Here is a 17,826-nt window from a genome sequence, read left to right on the forward strand (position 1 = left end):
ATCAGGCGCGCGCCAGCTTCAGCTCCCGCGCGGCGCGCAGTCGGGCAAAGTCGTCACCCGCATGATAGCTCGACCGAGTCAGCGGCGAGCTCGCGACGAGCAGGAAGCCCTTTGCGCGCGCGATCGCAGCGAATGCGTCGAACGTTTGCGGCTTGACGAAATCCATCACCTTGGTGTGGCGCGGGGTCGGCTGGAGATACTGCCCCATCGTCAGGAAATCGATGTCGGCGGAGCGCATGTCATCCATCACCTGATGCACTTCCAGCCGTTCCTCGCCCAGACCGAGCATCACGCCCGACTTGGTGAAGATCGACGGATCGTGCCGCTTGACGCTCTCCAGCAACCGCAGCGACGCATAGTAACGCGCGCCCGGGCGGATCGTCGGATAGAGCCGCGGCACCGTTTCGAGGTTGTGGTTGTAGACGTCGGGCCGCGCCGCAACGATCGACTCGACCGCGGCCTGCGTCTTGTTGCGGAAATCGGGGGTCAGGATCTCGATCGTCGTGTTTGGCGTCGTGCGACGGAGCGCCTCGATCACCTTGACGAACTGCGAAGCGCCACCGTCCGGTAGATCGTCGCGATCGACCGACGTGATGACGATATGCTCCAGCCCCAGTTCGGCCGCCGCGTCCGCGGTGTGCTGCGGTTCGAGCGCATCGACCGCGCGCGGCATCCCCGTCTTGACGTTGCAAAAGGCGCACGCCCGCGTGCACGTGTCGCCGAGGATCATCACCGTCGCGTGCTTCTTGGTCCAGCACTCACCGATGTTGGGGCACGCCGCTTCCTCGCACACGGTGGCAAGGTTGAGGCGACGCATCAGCGCCTTGGTCTCGGCAAAGGCAGTGCCGCCCGGAGCCTTGACGCGGATCCAGTCGGGTTTGCGTTCACGCGGAGGCCGCGCGGGTGAATCGATGCCGGGCTGCGCTGCGAGCGGGGTGATCTCGTTCATAATGGCCAGATAGCGATTGCGGTGCCAGCTTGCCACCCCCTGCATGTTTCAGATAAATATGCCGGATGGCTAACTTCTCAGAACTCGTCGGCGGGTATCACCGCTTCCGTGAAACCGACTGGGCGGAACAGCGCGATCGCTGGTCCCAACTGTCCAAGGGGCAAAGCCCCAGGGTGATGGTGATCGCCTGCTCTGACAGCCGGGTCGATCCCGCCCAGGTCTTCGACACATCGCCCGGCGAAATCTTCGTCGTGCGTAACGTCGCCAACCTCGTCCCCCCGTTTGAAACCGACGGATCGCGCCACGGCGTGTCCGCAGCGCTCGAATTCGCGGTGACGCAGCTCAAGGTGTCCGAGATCGTCGTGATGGGCCACCAATCGTGCGGCGGCGTGCACGCGTCGCTGACCGACGCGTTCAGCGGCAAGGAGCCCGGTGAAGGCGGGTTCATCGCGCATTGGGTCGACATTCTCAGCGAGGCACGCGACCGAATCACTGCGGAACACGGCACCGGCCCGGACGCCATTCACGCGATGGAGCTGGAGACCGTCCGGGTCAGCATCGCCAACCTGCGGACATTCCCATTCGTCCAGGAGGCGGAAGCCGCAGGGACGCTTAATCTGCGCGGTGCGTATTTCGCGATCGCCGATGGCGTACTGCACGTAATGGATGATGACGGAGCGTTCGACGCCGCCTGAAACTGGGCCTGAAACTGGCGGGCGTGGGGGTGGCGTTTTGCGCGACCCCCACCCCGTTGCTTGTGGGGTGTTCCGGTCGTAGCCTCAGGCTATGAGACCGAACACCCTGCGCGCCTTGCGGCGCTACCATAATTACCTCGGGCTGTTCTTCGCGCCGATGATCCTGCTGTTCGCGATCAGCGGCGCATTGCAGACCTTCCGGTTGCAGGAAGCCAAAGGCTATGGCGGCCCGCCGCCGAATTGGATCGTCTGGCTGGCCAGTGTCCACAAGGACCAGGTGCCGCCGCGCGAGGCGCGTGCGGAGCGGCCGAAGGCGGTTAGGCCGTCGGTTGTCGGCGAGAAGCCTCAAGCGCGGCCGGCTCGCGACGCGAAGCGCCCCTCGCCGCTGCCGTTGAAAATCTTCGTCGTGCTGCTTTCTATCGCCTTGGCGGTATCGACCGTGCTCGGCGTGATGATCGCCTTGTCGATCAAGGGATCGCGGCGTGTATCGCTGGCTCTATTGGCGCTGGGGACGGTGGTGCCGATCGTGTTGTTGTGGATCTGAGAGGGCGACCGGCAGGCCCGCAGTAAGGCGATTCACCGCGCTTCCCCTTCTTATGCCTATGCACTTCCCCGGCGAAGGCCGGGGCCCAGGTGAGGAGCAGAAGTTGTTTTGGCGGTGCGCGTAGTTGCCTTCGTCCTCGCTACTGGGCCCCGGCCTTCGCCGGGGAAGCGCAGAGTTTGGAAACTGACTGACGCCGCCGTCCGCTCCAAACCGCCGCTAAATCCCCAAAGCCGTGCGCGCGACCTTCTCGATCTCCGGATCCAGTTCAGGCGGTGTCATGTCGACATTCGCTTCCAGCGCCTCGGCAATGGCGGTGAGCGCCGCAATCCGCCCGGCCTTCTTGTTGTTGCCGTCTATGATCGTCCACGGCGCTGCCTTGGTATCGGTGCGCTTGAACATGTCGTGCATCGCATCGAGATACGCGTCGCGCTTATCCCGGTTACGATAATCGTCGATCCCGGTTTTCCAGCGTTTCCACGGCGACTCCAGCCGGTCTTGCAGCCGCTCGTCCTGTTCGGCCTGAGTCACATGGACGAACAGCTTGACGATCGTGGTCCCCGAATCGACCTGCTGCCGCTCGAACGCGTTGATCTCGTCGAACCCGCGTTTCCATTCATGCTTGCTGGCATACCCCTCGACGCGCTCGACCAGCACGCGCCCGTACCAGCTGCGATCGAACACCGCGATGTCGCCGCACGCGGGCAGCTTCTTCCAGAAGCGCCACAGGAAATGATGGTCGAGCTCGTCCTGCGTCGGCGCCTTGATCGGCCAGACCTCGAAATTGCGCGGATCCCATTCGGCACAGAGCCGCTTGATGATCCCGCCCTTGCCCGCGGCGTCCCAGCCCTCGAACAGCACGATCGCGCGCTTCTTGTGGACGATATGCGCGACCTGGACATGCGCGAGTCGCTCCTGCAGCGCGTCCAGATCGTCGCCGTAGTCGCCGTGATATTTCTTCCCGGCTTCATAGTCCGCAAGGTGCAGCGTCATCGGGTCTCGGCCTCCTTCATGGGGCGGCGGGGGTGCCACGATCATAATACTCGCCGCACCCCGGTTCGATCCCCTCAGCCCGCGGCTTCGGCTGCCTTCGCGCCGTCGCCGACGACCTTGAGGTTGAGTTCCTTGAGCTGCTTGGGCGTCGCGAAGTTGGGCGCGCCCATCATCAGATCCTCGGCCTTCTGCGTCATCGGGAAGGTGATGACCTCTCGGATGTTGGGCTCGTCCGCGAGCAGCATCACGATCCGGTCGACCCCCGGTGCGGACCCGCCGTGCGGCGGGGCGCCGCACTTGAACGCGTTGATCATGCCCGCGAAGTTCGTGTCAACGTCGTCCTGCGTGTAACCGGCGATCTCGAACGCCTTGTACATGATCTCGGGCTTGTGGTTCCGGATCGCACCCGACGACAGCTCGATCCCGTTGCAGACGATGTCATACTGGAAAGCGAGGATATCGAGCGGGTCCATCGTCTCCAATGCCTCCATCTCGCCCTGCGGCATCGAGAAGGGGTTGTGGCTGAAGTCGACCTTCTTCGCGTCCTCGTCATATTCGAACATCGGGAAATCGACGATCCAGCAGAATTCGAATTTCTTGTCGTCGATCAGGCCAAGCTGATCGGCAACGCGAGTGCGCGCGAGGCCCGCCAACTTGGCCGCCGACGCTTCCTTGCCCGCCGAGAAGAAGATGCCGTCGTTCGGGCCAAGCCCAAGCGCCTCGGCGATCGCCTTCATCCCGTCCTGGCCGTGGTTGTTGGCGATCGGTCCGCCGAACACGCCGTCCTTTTGCGTCGCATAACCAAGGCCGGGGAAGCCCTCGCTCTGCGCCCAGCTGTTCATCTCGTCGAAGAACTTGCGGCTCTTCTCATGCGTATTGGGGGCGGCCAGCGCGCGGACGACGTCACCGCCCTCGACCATCGAAGCAAACCGCCCGAAGCCCGAGCCGCGGAAATGCTCGGACACGTCGGTGATGACGATCGGGTTGCGCAAATCGGGCTTGTCGTTGCCGTACTTCAGCATCGATTCGCGGTACGGGATCCGCTTGAACGGCAGCGGCGAGACGGTGCGTCCCTTGCCCTGCCAGTCGGCGAACTGCTCGAACACGCCGTGCAACACCGGCTCAATCGCCGCGAACACGTCGTCCTGCGTCACGAAGCTCATTTCGAAATCGAGCTGGTAGAATTCACCCGGCGACCGGTCGGCGCGCGCATCCTCGTCACGGAAGCACGGCGCGATCTGGAAGTAACGGTCGAACCCGGCGACCATCAGCAGCTGCTTGAACATCTGCGGCGCCTGCGGGAGCGCGTAGAACTTGCCCGGATGCACCCGGCTCGGCACCAGATAATCGCGCGCGCCCTCAGGGCTCGAGGCGGTCAGGATCGGCGTCTGGAATTCGGTGAACCCCTGGTCGATCATCCGCTTGCGCAAAGACGCGATCACGTTCGACCGCAGCAGGATGTTGGCGTGCAACCGCTCGCGCCGCAGGTCGAGGAAGCGGTAGCGCAGGCGGATATCCTCGGGATATTCGTTCTCGCCGAACACCGGCATCGGCAGTTCGTGCGCCGACGACTGCACCGTCACTTCGCGCGCGCGCAGCTCGATCTCGCCCGAGGGCAGCCCCGCATTCACCGTCTCGGCCGAACGCGCGACGACGTCGCCCACGACCGTCACGACCGACTCGGGCCGCGCCTTGTCGAGCATGGCGTGCGTCGGGCTGTCGCTGTCGGTGACGATCTGCGTGATCCCGTAATGGTCGCGCAGATCGACGAACAGCAGATTGCCGTGGTCGCGCTTGCGGTGAACCCAGCCCGACAGCTTGACCGAGGTGCCGACGTCGGCGGCGCGCAGCTGGGCGCAGGTGTGCGTGCGATAAGCGTGCATCGTTCTTCTTCTCATGTGCGCCACCCCGGCACAGGCCGGGGCCGCTGCGGACCGGGCGCAACGCCCGCTCCACAAGGGTGAAATGGATGGCTTGCGCTTCCCTCCCCCACCCACCTTTGTCAAGGCGCACCACCGTCGCTATGGGGGGGTGATGCATATCCATCCGCTCATCACCGACACCGCCACGCTCGCCAATCTCTGCACCCGACTCGCCGAAGCCGACTTCGTTTGCATCGATACCGAATTCATGCGCGAGAATACCTTCTGGCCCGAGCTGTGCCTGATCCAGATCGCCGACACCAACGAAGCCGCCGCGATCGACCCGATGGCACCGGGGCTGGATCTGGCGCCGCTGCTGCAACTGATGGTCAACAACGACGATGTGCTGAAGGTCTTCCACGCAGGCGGGCAGGACCTCGAGATCATCTACAACCTCACCGGCAAGACCCCCTATCCGCTGTTCGACACGCAGGTCGCGGCGATGGCGCTCGGCCAGGGCGAGCAGATCGGCTATTCCAACCTTGTCGATGCATGGCTTGGCCTGACGATCGACAAGGGTGCGCGCTTCACCGACTGGAGCCGCCGCCCGCTCGACGCGCGCCAGATCGAATATGCGATCGGCGATGTCACGCATCTTGCCGAAATCTTCCCCAGGATGCTCGACCGCCTCCGCAAGACCGGACGCGGTGCGTGGCTCGATCAGGAAATGGAGCGGATCGGCGACCCCAAGAATTACGCCAACGACCCCGAAGAAGCGTGGAAGCGCATCCGCATCCCAAGCCGCAAGCCCGATGTCCTGGGTCGCCTCAAGGCGCTCGCGCGGTGGCGCGAGATCGAGGCACGCGCGAAGGATCTGCCGCGCGGCCGGATCGTCAAGGACGAGACGATCGCCGACCTCGCAGGCCACGCGCCGCGCAAGCAGGCCGATCTCGCCAAGGTCCGCGGCCTTTCCGCGACCTGGGCACAGAATGACATCGGCGCGCGCCTGATGACCGCAATCGAACATGCCGAACCGATGTCGGCGGACGAGATGCCCGTGCGCGACGATCGCAAGCCCGGTCTCGGCAAGGATGGCGCACTGGTCGCCGATCTCCTCAAGCTGCTGCTCAAGATTCGCTCGAAGGAAATCGACGTCGCCGCCCGCCTGCTCGCGCGGACAGACGATCTCGATGCACTGGCGGCAGGCCAGCGCGAAGGATTGTCGATCCTCCAGGGCTGGCGCTTCGACCAGTTCGGCCGGGATGCGCTCGATCTGGTCGAGGGACGGCTCGCCTTTGCGGTCGTCGGCGGCAAGCTCAAGATGACGCGCACCGAAGACGTCACCTGAACCGCGGTTACCGGGGCAATGGCCCCGGACATGCGGGATAAAGAACCTTGTCGCGGACGCACGCGATCCGTTCGAGGTTGGCCACCAGCGGGGGACCGAACGGCCCAAGGAAGAAGTCCGCACTGTCCTCGACGTTGTTCAACAGCCCGACCGCACGCAGATCGCGCAACGGTTGTTCGTCGTACCGCTGGATGAGGTAGAGGTTGGCCGTCGGAGCGAGCGCAAGGCGGCCATTCCCTACTGCCGGAATCTTCGGGGCATAGCCCTTGGCCCAGGCATTGTTGGTCTGCCCGGACAAAGCCAGGATTGGCACACGGCAGTGGTCACGCCGATCGGCAAACCTGCAGGCCTCATCCGCGATCACCGCGCCGCCTTCGCCGCTGACGACGATCACGCCCCGCGGATCGTTCAACACCTGCACGATCGCGCTCTCCCAATCCTCGATAGTAAAGTCCGCGCGCGTGGCCGCGAGGTTGGCGACCCCAAGAGCCGTCAAAACGCTCGCCAGAATCAGGAACGCGCGTGACCCACGAAGCGTGCTGACCCCTGCGCAGGCCAGCGTGACCGGAAGAATGGCAATCCATACCAAAGTCCTTTCGACCAGCACCGGCTGCTTCAGACTGAATACGAAGAACAGCCCCAATGCCCCGATCCAGCAGACCGTCGCCAGTTGCGTGGCCTTCTGCCGGAACGTCCTGACGATCCCGAAAAGCGCCGCGGCGAGCAACAATGTGGCGCTGACCGCTTGAATGCCCCAGGGGTCCCGCGCCAGCAGGGTGCTGGCCCAATACAGCTTCAGTGATCCCCGGATCCCCGCGTAATGCAGCCAGGACAGGTTCGGATTAGGAACCTGCATCTGCTGGTACACGATGTAGAGCGCCCAGAACGCACCGGCGACGATCGCCAGGTCCGCCATCGCCAGCCGCAGCCAGTCACGCCCGACAAACGGAACGAACCGCCGGTCGACGATCATCACCGCGAGCGTTGCGATCGGCACCCACAGGAACCCCGTGCCGTGCAGATAGATCGCGGCGATCGCACCGCCGACATATCCGATCCACGACGTGATCCGCTCACGCTCGCCCCGATCAGCTGAGGTCACGATCCGCATCAGGCTGAAGAACGAGATCGTCAGCGCGAGCGCAAGAAAACTGTATCCCCGGACTTGGTGGGCGTAAGCAATCTGTTGGGCCGAAACCGCGAGTAGCACCGCCCCGACCCCGGCGGCGCGTTCGCCGTAATGCCGGGCCATCCCGAAATAGGCGACCGCGATCGTCAACAGGCTCGCCACGATCGTCGGGACGCGCAGGATCACCCGGTCCATCGGACCGACCAGGTCCATCCATCCCCGCAAGATCGAATAGAATAACGGCGGATTGGTCTCGCGCACCATCCAGTCGCTCCACAGTCGCGCGTACGGCTGGTGCGCAAAAAACAACGACGCATATTCGTCGAACCACAACGGATAATCGGCGAGCGCAAACCGCAGGACCGCGGCGAACACCATGATTCCCGTGAACACCGCAAATCCGTGACGCGAGCCGAGCCCCTGAGAAGGCAATGGGGATCGGCCCGACCCCGCCGAAGCGGGGATCAACGCCGCTTCCGCCACGTAAAGATCGACGACATCGAGTAATTCCAGACGGTCGTAACCGCGATCCCGGCGAGCGCGGACAAGATGAGGTAGTTGTGCCGCTGGTACAGCCACCGCGCAATGCCGACGTTGGCGAACAGCCCGACCCCGCAGACAATGTTGAACGTCAGCCAACCCCACCACAAGCGAGGCCCCTTCAGGCGCTGATCGCTATAGGTCAGGATGTTGTTGAGGAAGAAGTTGCTCGACGTCGCCACCAGCGTGGCCACGCCCTGCGCAATCGCGAACCAGCGCGTTTCATGCGGGGTGCCCAACGTCGCCAGCAACGTTTGCAGGACGATCGTCAACACCGCGAAGTGGACGACGACCCCCGATCCCCCGACCAGCGCGAAGCTGACGAACCGGATCGGGATGACATGCCCGAACGCCTTGTCGAGCAAGAGCTGCAGATATTCCCACAGCACCAGCCCATCGAGCTTGCTTTCGCCGTGCTGGCGCGTGCGGAAGGTGAAGGGCACTTCGGCAACGCGCATCGGCGTCGGCGACGATGCCGCAATGTCGAGCAGGATCTTGAAGCCGACCGAGGACAGGCCGGGCAAGGAGCCCATGAAGGCCTCACGCGTCAGCATGAAGAACCCGCTCATCGGATCGCCGATCGCGGTCTTGGTCAACTTGTTCGCCAGCGTCGTTGCGAACTGGCTCATCGCGATGCGGCGCTTGTTCCAGTCCCCCATGCCGCCGCCCTCGACGTAGCGGCTGCCGACGACGAGATCGACGTCGCCACGGCGGATGCGCGCGAGCATGTCGAGCAGGATCGTCTCGTCATGCTGCATGTCACCGTCCATCACCGCGACATAGGGCGCGGACGTCGCCAGGATGCCCTCGACACAAGCGGATGCAAGGCCACGCCGATCGAAGCGATGGACGACGCGGACGCGCGGATCCTGCAACGCCAGCGCCCTTGCGCGGTCTGCAGTGCCGTCGGGTGAATTGTCGTCGACGAAGACGACTTCCCAGCGCGTATCGCCCAAGGCGTTGCGGAGGGCTTCGACCAGCAACGGCACGTTGCGGGATTCGTTGAACGTCGGAACGACGATCGCAAGTTCTGCGGGCAACCGTGCTGCCAGACCGGCGTCTTCGACGCTATTGCGCACCGATTGACCGAGCGGATTGTCTGACATTTGCATCTTGGATTTCCCCTGGCGGACATTACTCGTCAACCGGGGCTCGTCGTTAACCAACTCTCTACTGCAAAACAATGCAGGTAATCGAGACCCTTGTCCCGATATTACTCACCTTGCGGCTTACCCACGGTGCCCTTGCGCCCCAGTGCGTTAGCCAATGCCGTATGCCGGCGTTCCACTGTTTCGCTATACAGCGGACGATCTTCGTCGGCGAGAAACAGCGTCAGGAGACTCCCATCGTCCTGCAACCGAGTCCGTTGCAGCGGACCTGCAAGCCCCCCGCTCATCCGTTGCCCCAGCCGCATCGCCAGTCCCCACAACACAGCGCGCTTCAGGTCCGCAACGGGTGCGAGCATTGCAAGCGGTGCGGGCGTATCGAGTCCGCCACCGAGGCTCGTGAACAACGCCTGCGCCATCAACGCCCGCCCGCGCGCATCGACCGCGACCCAATTGCCGTGCAACGCGATCTCGACGCCACGCTCCGCCCGGAACTCGGGATTCGCGCGCCAGCCGACGTCGGCAAGCAGGCATGCCGCCAGCCGAAGCCGCACCATGTCCGGTGCATCGCGCTGAAACAACGGTGCGATCCAGCTATCGAGCAGATCGCCATGTTCCGGGAAGCGCCCATGGCGCTGGCCTTCGTCACGTGCGGCAACGATCAGCGGGTCCTGCCCCCGCACTGCAGGATCCAGCGCACCGAACAGCAAGCCCTCCCGCAGCCCGAAGGCGGACACCACGGTGGTCTCGGTACCCAGGTGTTTGAGCAGGACCGCCAGCAACGCCCCCGCATCTCCCAGCGTCGCCGCCCGGCTCGACGACAGTCCGGGCACGGCGCGGAGCCACGCTTTGTTGACGTGGCTGATCGTGCGACCGAGCCGGTCGATCGCGGTTCGGGTCATCGCATATTGGTGAATGACCGGCAGCGGGTAGCTGTTGATATGCATATCGAGCCGCGCCAGCGCGCGCCACGACCCGCCGACCAGGTACAGCGGCAGACCGGTCCCCTTGCCCAGCCAGCCGGAACTCCGCAGTGCCTGTTCGACGACGCGTTGCAATGCGCCCGGCCCCTTGTTGCGGATCGCCGCGATCCGCAACACGCCGAGCGGAAACGACACGCGATCGCGGACTTCACCGCCGGAAACGCGGATCAGTTCCAGGCTGCCCCCGCCCAGATCGCCGACGATCCCGTCGGCATCCGGGATTGCGGACAACACGCCATATCCAGCGCCCGACGCTTCCTGTTCTCCCGAAAGCAACTCGACTTCGAGGCCAAGGTCTCGTGCCGTTGCAAGAAGTTCCGTTCCATTGCTCGCATCACGTACCGCCGCGGTGGCGACCGTGCGTAACCGCGTGACTTCCATCTCGCGCGCGACCGCTGCGAACCGTGCCAGCGCAACCGACCCCGTTGCGAGCGCCTCGCGCGCGATCGCGCCCGTCTCGGCAAGTCCGCGACCGAGCCCGGCCATCACCTTCTCGTTGAACAACGTCGCGGGCAGCCGCTCCGGGCCCTGATAGACCACCAAGCGGATCGAGTTCGACCCGATGTCGATGATCGCCATTCGGTCCGCGCCGTTCGCCGGGGGCGGCGGGACCGGGGGACCAACGGGCTTGGGCTTGCGAAAGAGGGTCGTGGCCACGTCCTGTTACCGCCTGCGCCGCAGGGACAATTTGGGCACCGACCCGCTCGACGCGAGCGCCGCACCGCGCCCGGACAGCGACGGGTTGGTCATGAAATAGCGGTGGAGGTTGAACGGGCGTTCCCCCGGCACAACGCGGACATAGCTACCATCAGACTGTAATTCCCAGCTTTGTTCGTCGTCGATCAGGTTGGCGACCATCACCTGACCCAGGATCTGGTCGTGCACCGTACGGTTTTCGATCGGCAGCATATATTCGATCCGGCGGTCGAAATTACGCTGCATCCAGTCGGCCGACGTGATGAACAGGCACGCATCGGGGTTGGGCAGGTCCTGCCCGTTGCCGAACGCCCAGATTCGGCTGTGCTCGAGGAAGCGCCCGACCACCGACTTGACGCGAATGTTGTCGGAAAGCCCCGGCACACCGGGACGCAAACAGCAGATTCCGCGTATTATCAGGTCAATCTGGACGCCAGCATTGCTCGCTTCGTACAGTTTCTCGATGGTTTCGGGGTCAACCACCGAGTTCATCTTGGCCCAGATCGCCGCAGGCTTGCCCGCGCGGGCATTGGCGATCTCGGCGTCGATCAGCCCCATCAACCTTGGTCGCATGTCGCGCGGGGACAGGCTGATCAGCGCCATATTCTCCGGTTCGACATAGCCGGTGACGTAATTGAACATCTGGGCGGCATCGCGACCCATCTTAGGATCGGCCGTGAAGAAGCTGAGATCAGTATATATTTTCGCGGTGATCGGATGGTAGTTGCCGGTGCCGAAATGGCAGTATGTGCGATATTGACCATTTTCGCGCCGGACCACCATCGACACCTTGGCGTGCGTTTTCCAGTCGATGAAGCCGTAAACGACCTGCACCCCGGCGCGCTCCAGCGCGGACGCCCACAGCAGGTTCTGCTCCTCGTCGAAGCGTGCCTTGAGTTCGACCACCGCCGTGACCGACTTCCCCGCCTCCGCCGCGGCGATCAGCGCGTTGATAACGGCGGACTGTTTGCCCGCGCGGTAGAGCGTCTGCTTGATCGCCACGACATCCGGGTCCGCTGCGGCCTGCTTCAGGAACGCCAGAACGACGTCGAACGTCTCATACGGGTGATGAACGACGATATCCTTGGCGCTGATCGCCGCAAAGCAATCGCCGCCATATTCCCGGATCCGTTCGGGGAAGCGCGGAGAAAAGGGTGGAAACTTGAGATCGGGGCGGTCTTCGTCGACGATCGCCTCCAGGTCGCCGACGCCAAGAAACGCCCCGCTTTCGGTCACGAAGCAATCCGGCCCGCCGAGTTCGTCACGCAACACCGCACCAAGCCGCTCGGGCATCCCGCTTTCAAGTTCGAGCCGGATCACACGCCCGCGCCGCCGTCGTTTGATGGCATTGGCGAAGTAACGGACCAGATCCTCCGCCTCTTCCTCGATCTCTATGTCGCTGTCGCGCAGAACGCGGAATTCAGCCGCACCAAGGACGCGATACCCGGGGAAGATCAGCGGCGCGAACCGCTTCACCAGCGACTCGACCGCCACATACCGCGCCGAACTGCCCGGCAACCGCAGGAAACGCGGCATCGGGGCGGGCAGCAGGACCAGCTCCCGGATCGGCTGATCGTCCGCGATTCGGACCAGATCGAACATCACCGCCAGCCCCTTATTGAGGATGAACGGGAATGGATGCGCCGGGTCCAGCGCCTGCGGCGTCAGGATCGGGAAGATCTGCTCGCGAAACTGCGTTTCCAGCCAGGCTAGTTCCTCGGCGGTCAGCGCTTCGTCGATCGTCCGCGAACTGAGTACGCCAATCCCCGTCTCAGCCAGCAACCGTCGCAGTTCGCGCCAGACAGTGCGTTGGCTTTCGATCAGCGCGTCGGCTTCTGCGACGATAGCAGTAAGCTGCTGCCCGGAGGTAAGCCCGTCGCTCGATCGACGACCGACGTCCTGCATCTGCTGGCCCTTCAGCCCGGCGACGCGGACCATGAAGAACTCGTCGAGGTTCGACCCCGAAATCGACAGGAACCGCAACCGCTCGAGCAGGGGATGCGCCTCGTTGGTCGCTTCCTCCAGCACGCGCCGGTTGAAGGCGAGCCAAGAGAGTTCGCGATTGAAATAGCGATCGCTACCGTCGGTCCCGGCAAAGGGATCGTCGTCGCGATCAAGGCTCGCGATATGGGCGGGTCTCGTCATGAATGCTCTGCCGGATCTGGAACGTGGCTGACGATCAGCCCCGCTTCTTGCAATGTTGCCCGCGCGAACGGGATCGACAAGCGCTTGCGCCGCTCTAGCACGACCTGATCAAGCAGGTCGACCGCACGGAGCAACGCGACATGCGTGCGTTCTACCCGCGCGACCAGCCACTGGATGAGGTCAGGTCGCGCGTCCAGCCCGCGTCGCAGAAACTGGCGTTCGAACAGCGCCGCCATCAGTTGCTCGTCCGGGTCGCCGATCCGTAATGTCGGGCTCGCGATCAGCCGCGAACGCAAGTCGGGAAGTTTGATCTCCCATTCAGGCGGCGGCGAATCCGCGACCACCACGACCGGCCGGCGTTCTTCCTGCGCACGGTTCCACGCGTGGAAGATTGCTGCTTCGTTCTGCCGCTCGGCGTCGTCGATCAGACCGCCACCCGTCTTGGCAGCGAAGATGCGCGCAATCAGACTGCGCCCGGACTTGCGCGGGCCGGTCACGACCACCGCCATGACGGGCCAAGTGCTCCAATGTTCAAGCTGCTGGACAGCCCGTGCATTCGAGGGGCCTATCAGAAATTCGTCATCACGCGGATCGGCCGGCCAATCGAGCGGCAGCGCCATCTGCGCGGACAGGGTCATGAGTGAAGGGTCCGACATCGCCGCATCAGCCGGCGGGATTATCGGCGGAAGCGGCTGGCGCACCGGGCGTTGCGGTCGCGTTGCGGCGAATGCGGAGCGTCGTGCCGCTACCTACGACGGTCCAGCCACGCGCTTCCAGCGCGGCGTGCAACACCGCAGGGTCTGCATCGAATTGCACCCGCAGGACCGAAACGCCGCCAAGCGCGAGGCTCGTGGTAATCGCGGAGCGCACCCCGGGAACTCCTTGCAGCGCGGATTCGGTCGCGGTCACAGAAGCAGCGCTCGGCGTATCGGCCTGCACCGTGATGACAGTTCCGGCCGTCGCACCCACAGCGCCAGCAGCGCCGTCAAGTCCCGGCAAGGCCAGGTCGGTCGGCGTTGCGAGCGGAGTCGGGGTTGCAACGGGCGCAACATAGGACAGGCCTGAGTCTCCCATCAACGCGCCGTTGCGGAGCGCAGACTGATACGCATCGTCGATGCGCTTCACCCCGGCATCAAGCAGCACCGGCAGCGCATCGCCATTGTCGACGCGCAGCGTAAACTGCGCGATCAGCCGATTGTCCGGTCCGTGTCGCGCCTCGAATGTCCCGACGATCGGCCCGCCGGGCCATTCCCGCCGCAGCAAGACGGTCGGGATCAGCACGTCGGTCGCGCCATATTGGTCAAGCACCACGCGCCACCATCCGCGCCCGCGCCGCTCGGTCTGACCGAGGTTGAGGAGCAACGGATCGGTACCGGTACCCGTTGGCCGGATATAGTCGATCAGACTGTTGCCGGTTCGGTAGCGCAGCCACGCCTCCTGCCACGCGGTTTTCTGCTCGAAGCCCACCGCCGCGCCACCGCTGATCTCGATCGGGATCGTCAGCATCGGCTGCGACCGGGTTGCCTCCGCTGCGACCCCCAGGATCGATCCCGCCCGCGCACGACTGAACAACACCCCCAGTTTCGCGACATAGCGGTTCGGCCCGATCTGTTCGTTCTCGACCACGATCCCGGAAACCATGCTGTCGAGTGTCCCGTCGGACAGCAACGCCCCACCACCGCCGAGACGGCGCGACAGGATTTGCCATCCCTTGCGCTGTGCCAGGCGCCAACCAGCATACCGTGCCTGATCGGCGGACTTGCCCGTCACGTCGACCGCGACTCCGCTGACCTCGTAGCTGCCCGACCCGTCCGCCGACGCTACACCTTGGCTCGGATTGTCGACCTGGGCGATCACCAGACCACCGGTCGCCGCCATGCCCAGCACGACTGCAAGACCCAAGGGCCGGAAAAAGCGGTGGTTCGACATGTTGGCGCCCTTTTGGCGAAGGAGGCGTGGAAATCCAAGCGCGATATGGCTAGGCGGACACGATGAGCGAAAACGAACAGGACAACGCGTCCTACACTTATGCCCAGGCGGGCGTCTCGATTGCAGCTGGCAATGCGCTGGTTCGTGCCATTGGCCCGATGGCCAAGGCCACCCGGCGTGCCGGTGCCGATGCAGACCTTGGTGGGTTCGGCGGGTTCTTTGACTTGAAGGCCGCTGGCTTCGTTGATCCGCTGCTGGTCGCCGCGAACGATGGCGTCGGTACCAAGCTCAAGCTTGCGATCGACCAGAACGCACATGACGGCGTCGGGATCGACCTCGTCGCGATGTGCGCCAACGATCTGATCGTGCAGGGGGCGGAGCCGCTGTTCTTCCTCGATTACTATGCGACCGCCAAGATCGATCCCGCCGTGGCCGAACGCGTCATCGCGTCGATCGCCGAGGGGTGTCTGCAGGCCGGGTGCGCACTGATCGGTGGCGAAACCGCCGAGATGCCGGGAATGTATGCCCCCGGCGACTACGACCTTGCGGGCTTCTGCGTCGGCGCAGTCGAACGCGACCGGGTCCTGACCGGACGGGATATCGCGGCAGGCGACGTGATGCTCGGGCTCGCTTCTTCGGGGGTCCATTCGAACGGCTTTTCGCTGGTCCGTCGGCTCGCGGCGGACAAGGGCTGGAAGCTCGACCGTCCTGCGCTGTTCGACAATGAAGTTCGCCTGATCGACGCGTTGATGGCGCCGACCCGGATCTACGTGAAGTCGCTCCTGCCGCTGCTTGCGGACCGGAAGATCAAGGGACTCGCGCACATCACCGGCGGCGGGCTGCTCGAGAACATCCCGCGCGTGCTGCCGGAAGGCGTTCATGCGCGGGTCGATGCAGACGCGTGGGAACAGCCGCGGCTGATGGCGTTCCTCCAGGCGCAGGGCAATATCGAGCCCGAGGAAATGGCGCGGACGTTCAACTGCGGAGTCGGAATGGCGGTCATCGTGGCGGCAGCGGACGTTTCTGCCGTGACGGCGGCGCTCGAAGCGGCCGGCGAGACGGTATTGTCGATCGGCACGCTCGAAGCCGGGCCACGCGGTTGCACCGTGTCGGGCTCGACCGAGACGTGGGGCGGAAAGGCCGACTGGACCGCCACGCACAATCATGGGTGAGCGAACACCCTCCTGCCTCCCATTTGGCTACTTCCCCGGCGAAGGCCGGGGCCCAGTAGCGAAAAGCATTTCGGCGGCCGCAACGCTTGGCTACTACGGTCCGCGTATTTGGGCCCCGGCCTGCGCAGGGTATGAGTGGCCTGAATGACAGCGCCAAAACGAAAGGTCGCGATCCTGCTTTCGGGTCGCGGTTCCAACATGATCGCGCTCGTCGAAGCTGCCCGCGAACCCGCGTGCCCGTACGAGGTCGTGCTCGTTGCCTCCGACAAGCCCGAAGCACCGGGCATTGCCTGGGCAGCGGCCCAGGGGATCGCGACCTGGACCCTGTCCCCCAAGGGCATCGGCAAACCCGCCTATGAAGCCGCACTCGATGCGGCCCTTCGCCACGCGCAGGCCGAGACGATCGCGCTCGCAGGCTATATGCGGCTCGTATCCGATACCTTCGTCGCTGCATGGCGCGGACGAATCATCAACATTCACCCCTCGCTGCTCCCCAAGTACAAGGGTCTTGATACGCACGCTCGCGCGATCGCGGCTGGGGACGCCGTCGCCGGCTGCTCGGTCCATGTCGTCACCGAGGAACTCGACGGCGGCGAAGTGCTCGGCCAGGCCGAAGTCGCCGTTCTGCCGGGCGATACGCCCGACACGTTGGCGGCGCGCGTTCTGGCGGTTGAGCATCGCCTTTATGCCCGCACTCTGGCAGAGTTTGTCGCACGATGAGTCCTGATCCCGCGCCCCTGCTCGACCGCGTCCGCGCGCTCTGCCTCGCCCTCCCCGCAACACTTGAACGCGAATCGCATGGTTCGCCTGGCTTTTTGATAGAGGGCGGCAAGTTCTTCGCCTACTTCTGGCATAACCATCATGACGACGGCGAAACCGTGGTCATCGTCAAGACAACCGGCGCGGACGAACAGGCGCAACTGATCGAGCTCGACCCCGCCTGCTATTACAAGCCGCCCTATCTCGGCGCGTCGGGCTGGATCGCCTTGCGTTTGGACGCGCCTGCGATCGATTGGGACCGTGTCGGCGACCGAATCGCGATCAGTTGGGAACTCGCCGCGCCGCGCCATGCGCTCGAGGCGGGCGGCAGATGAGCATACCACCCAAACCGGACGCCCCCGCAACCCGCGCCGAGAAAGCCGAAGCCGCCGCCATTCGTCGGCGTTGGGTGTCACTGGCCGAAGTCGTCAGTGTCGCCGGCGTGGCGATTGCGGCGCTGGGTCTATGGTTGACCTGGTCTGATCGCCGCAGCGAACAAACCGAAAAGCAGGCGCAGTCGATCACGCAGAACCGCGTAGCCGCGCGCTACGCGATCAAGGCAAGCGCCGTCCGCAATGGCGACCTCGTTCTCGACAAGGACGAGCGGCATCCGCTCGGCGATCTGACCGTGACCTTCCCTGCCGCGCTCGGGGTCGGGGAACAGATTTCACCGACACAGACGATCAGCCGCAGTTGGTACGAACGCGCATTGCTCAAGGCGACGGACGGCGGGGCGGACAGCGAGACTGGCAAACTCCCGGTCTTACTGACCGTACAATATTGGAATGACGATAAACTGCACACCACCAGCGGCCTGTACGACATCGTGTGGCAGACCAAGGGACGCCCGTTGCTGGGTCGCGAATTGAAAATCGAAGCGTTGCGTCTGCGAAGCCCGTTGGCAACGAAGGCGGCGCTCGAAAAGGCGTGGTCCGTCGATCAGCCGGTACGCTAGGGCGGATCGACGTAAGCGCGAAAT

General features: G+C 64.4%; 16 protein-coding genes. 7 read left to right on the plus strand and 9 right to left on the minus strand.

The window, feature by feature from the left end; translation table 11 throughout:
* Window position 1 precedes the first annotated feature (1 nt).
* On the minus strand, window positions 2-949 hold the full coding sequence (lipA, locus tag ABIC17_RS08745; RefSeq protein ID WP_354281012.1) for a lipoyl synthase: 948 nt from the start codon (window positions 947-949) through the stop codon (window positions 2-4).
* Window positions 950-1,014: 65 nt separating this feature from the next.
* Between lipA and ABIC17_RS08750 the strand changes: the two genes are divergently transcribed.
* Window positions 1,015-1,644, plus strand: a complete 630-nt coding sequence (locus ABIC17_RS08750; protein WP_354281014.1) for a carbonic anhydrase — start codon at window positions 1,015-1,017, stop codon at window positions 1,642-1,644.
* Window positions 1,645-1,735: 91 nt separating this feature from the next.
* Window positions 1,736-2,188, plus strand: coding sequence for a hypothetical protein (locus ABIC17_RS08755; RefSeq protein WP_354281016.1), 453 nt, complete (start codon window positions 1,736-1,738; stop codon window positions 2,186-2,188).
* 216 nt (window positions 2,189-2,404) lie between these two features.
* On the opposite strand, the gene ABIC17_RS08760 is transcribed toward ABIC17_RS08755, so the two are convergent.
* Together ABIC17_RS08760 and aspS are read right to left on the minus strand one after the other, a co-directional pair.
* Window positions 2,405-3,178, minus strand: coding sequence for a polyphosphate kinase 2 family protein (locus ABIC17_RS08760; protein ID WP_354281018.1), 774 nt, complete (start codon window positions 3,176-3,178; stop codon window positions 2,405-2,407).
* Window positions 3,179-3,252: 74 nt separating this feature from the next.
* Window positions 3,253-5,061 (minus strand): aspartate--tRNA ligase, encoded by a 1,809-nt coding sequence (gene aspS, locus ABIC17_RS08765; RefSeq protein ID WP_354281020.1) that lies wholly within the window; start codon window positions 5,059-5,061, stop codon window positions 3,253-3,255.
* 151 nt (window positions 5,062-5,212) lie between these two features.
* On the opposite strand from aspS, the gene rnd reads away from it, so the two are divergent.
* Complete coding sequence (gene rnd, locus ABIC17_RS08770; RefSeq protein ID WP_354281022.1) at window positions 5,213-6,388, plus strand: ribonuclease D; 1,176 nt, start codon at window positions 5,213-5,215, stop codon at window positions 6,386-6,388.
* Window positions 6,389-6,395: 7 nt separating this feature from the next.
* Here rnd and ABIC17_RS08775 read toward each other — a convergent pair whose 3' ends face one another.
* The 6 genes from ABIC17_RS08775 to ABIC17_RS08800 form a co-directional block, all read right to left on the minus strand.
* The gene (locus ABIC17_RS08775; RefSeq protein ID WP_354281024.1) at window positions 6,396-7,910 is read right to left on the minus strand and encodes a glycosyltransferase family 39 protein; all 1,515 of its coding nucleotides are present in this window, start codon (window positions 7,908-7,910) and stop codon (window positions 6,396-6,398) included.
* Window positions 7,911-7,981: 71 nt separating this feature from the next.
* Window positions 7,982-9,163, minus strand: coding sequence for a glycosyltransferase (locus ABIC17_RS08780; RefSeq protein ID WP_354281657.1), 1,182 nt, complete (start codon window positions 9,161-9,163; stop codon window positions 7,982-7,984).
* Window positions 9,164-9,270: 107 nt separating this feature from the next.
* Window positions 9,271-10,803, minus strand: coding sequence for a Ppx/GppA phosphatase family protein (locus ABIC17_RS08785; protein ID WP_502958434.1), 1,533 nt, complete (start codon window positions 10,801-10,803; stop codon window positions 9,271-9,273).
* Window positions 10,804-10,809: 6 nt separating this feature from the next.
* Window positions 10,810-12,987 carry an RNA degradosome polyphosphate kinase gene (locus ABIC17_RS08790; RefSeq protein ID WP_354281026.1) on the minus strand — a complete coding sequence of 726 codons (2,178 nt, stop codon included), beginning with the start codon at window positions 12,985-12,987 and terminating at the stop codon, window positions 10,810-10,812.
* Complete coding sequence (locus ABIC17_RS08795) at window positions 12,984-13,607, minus strand: HdaA/DnaA family protein (RefSeq protein ID WP_354281660.1); 624 nt, start codon at window positions 13,605-13,607, stop codon at window positions 12,984-12,986. The genes ABIC17_RS08790 and ABIC17_RS08795 overlap by 4 nt, the downstream gene beginning before the upstream one ends.
* Before the next feature lie 43 nt (window positions 13,608-13,650).
* On the minus strand, window positions 13,651-14,916 hold the full coding sequence (locus ABIC17_RS08800; protein WP_354281027.1) for a heavy-metal-associated domain-containing protein: 1,266 nt from the start codon (window positions 14,914-14,916) through the stop codon (window positions 13,651-13,653).
* A 62-nt stretch (window positions 14,917-14,978) separates the two neighbouring features.
* On the opposite strand from ABIC17_RS08800, the gene purM reads away from it, so the two are divergent.
* From purM to ABIC17_RS08820, 4 genes are all read left to right on the plus strand, one after another.
* On the plus strand, window positions 14,979-16,088 hold the full coding sequence (gene purM, locus ABIC17_RS08805; RefSeq protein ID WP_354281029.1) for a phosphoribosylformylglycinamidine cyclo-ligase: 1,110 nt from the start codon (window positions 14,979-14,981) through the stop codon (window positions 16,086-16,088).
* 144 nt (window positions 16,089-16,232) lie between these two features.
* Entirely contained in the window at window positions 16,233-16,808 is a 576-nt protein-coding gene (gene purN, locus ABIC17_RS08810; protein WP_354281031.1) for a phosphoribosylglycinamide formyltransferase, read from the plus strand.
* A complete protein-coding gene (locus ABIC17_RS08815) occupies window positions 16,805-17,182 on the plus strand; it encodes an MmcQ/YjbR family DNA-binding protein (RefSeq protein WP_354281032.1) in 378 nt (125 codons plus the stop codon). The genes purN and ABIC17_RS08815 overlap by 4 nt, the downstream gene beginning before the upstream one ends.
* Window positions 17,179-17,802 (plus strand): hypothetical protein, encoded by a 624-nt coding sequence (locus ABIC17_RS08820; protein WP_354281034.1) that lies wholly within the window; start codon window positions 17,179-17,181, stop codon window positions 17,800-17,802. Before ABIC17_RS08815 ends, ABIC17_RS08820 begins: the two co-directional genes overlap by 4 nt.
* Window positions 17,803-17,826: the final 24 nt, after the last annotated feature.

This window comes from Sphingomonas sp. PvP056, from assembly GCF_040549155.1.
Lineage (GTDB): Bacteria > Pseudomonadota > Alphaproteobacteria > Sphingomonadales > Sphingomonadaceae > Sphingomonas.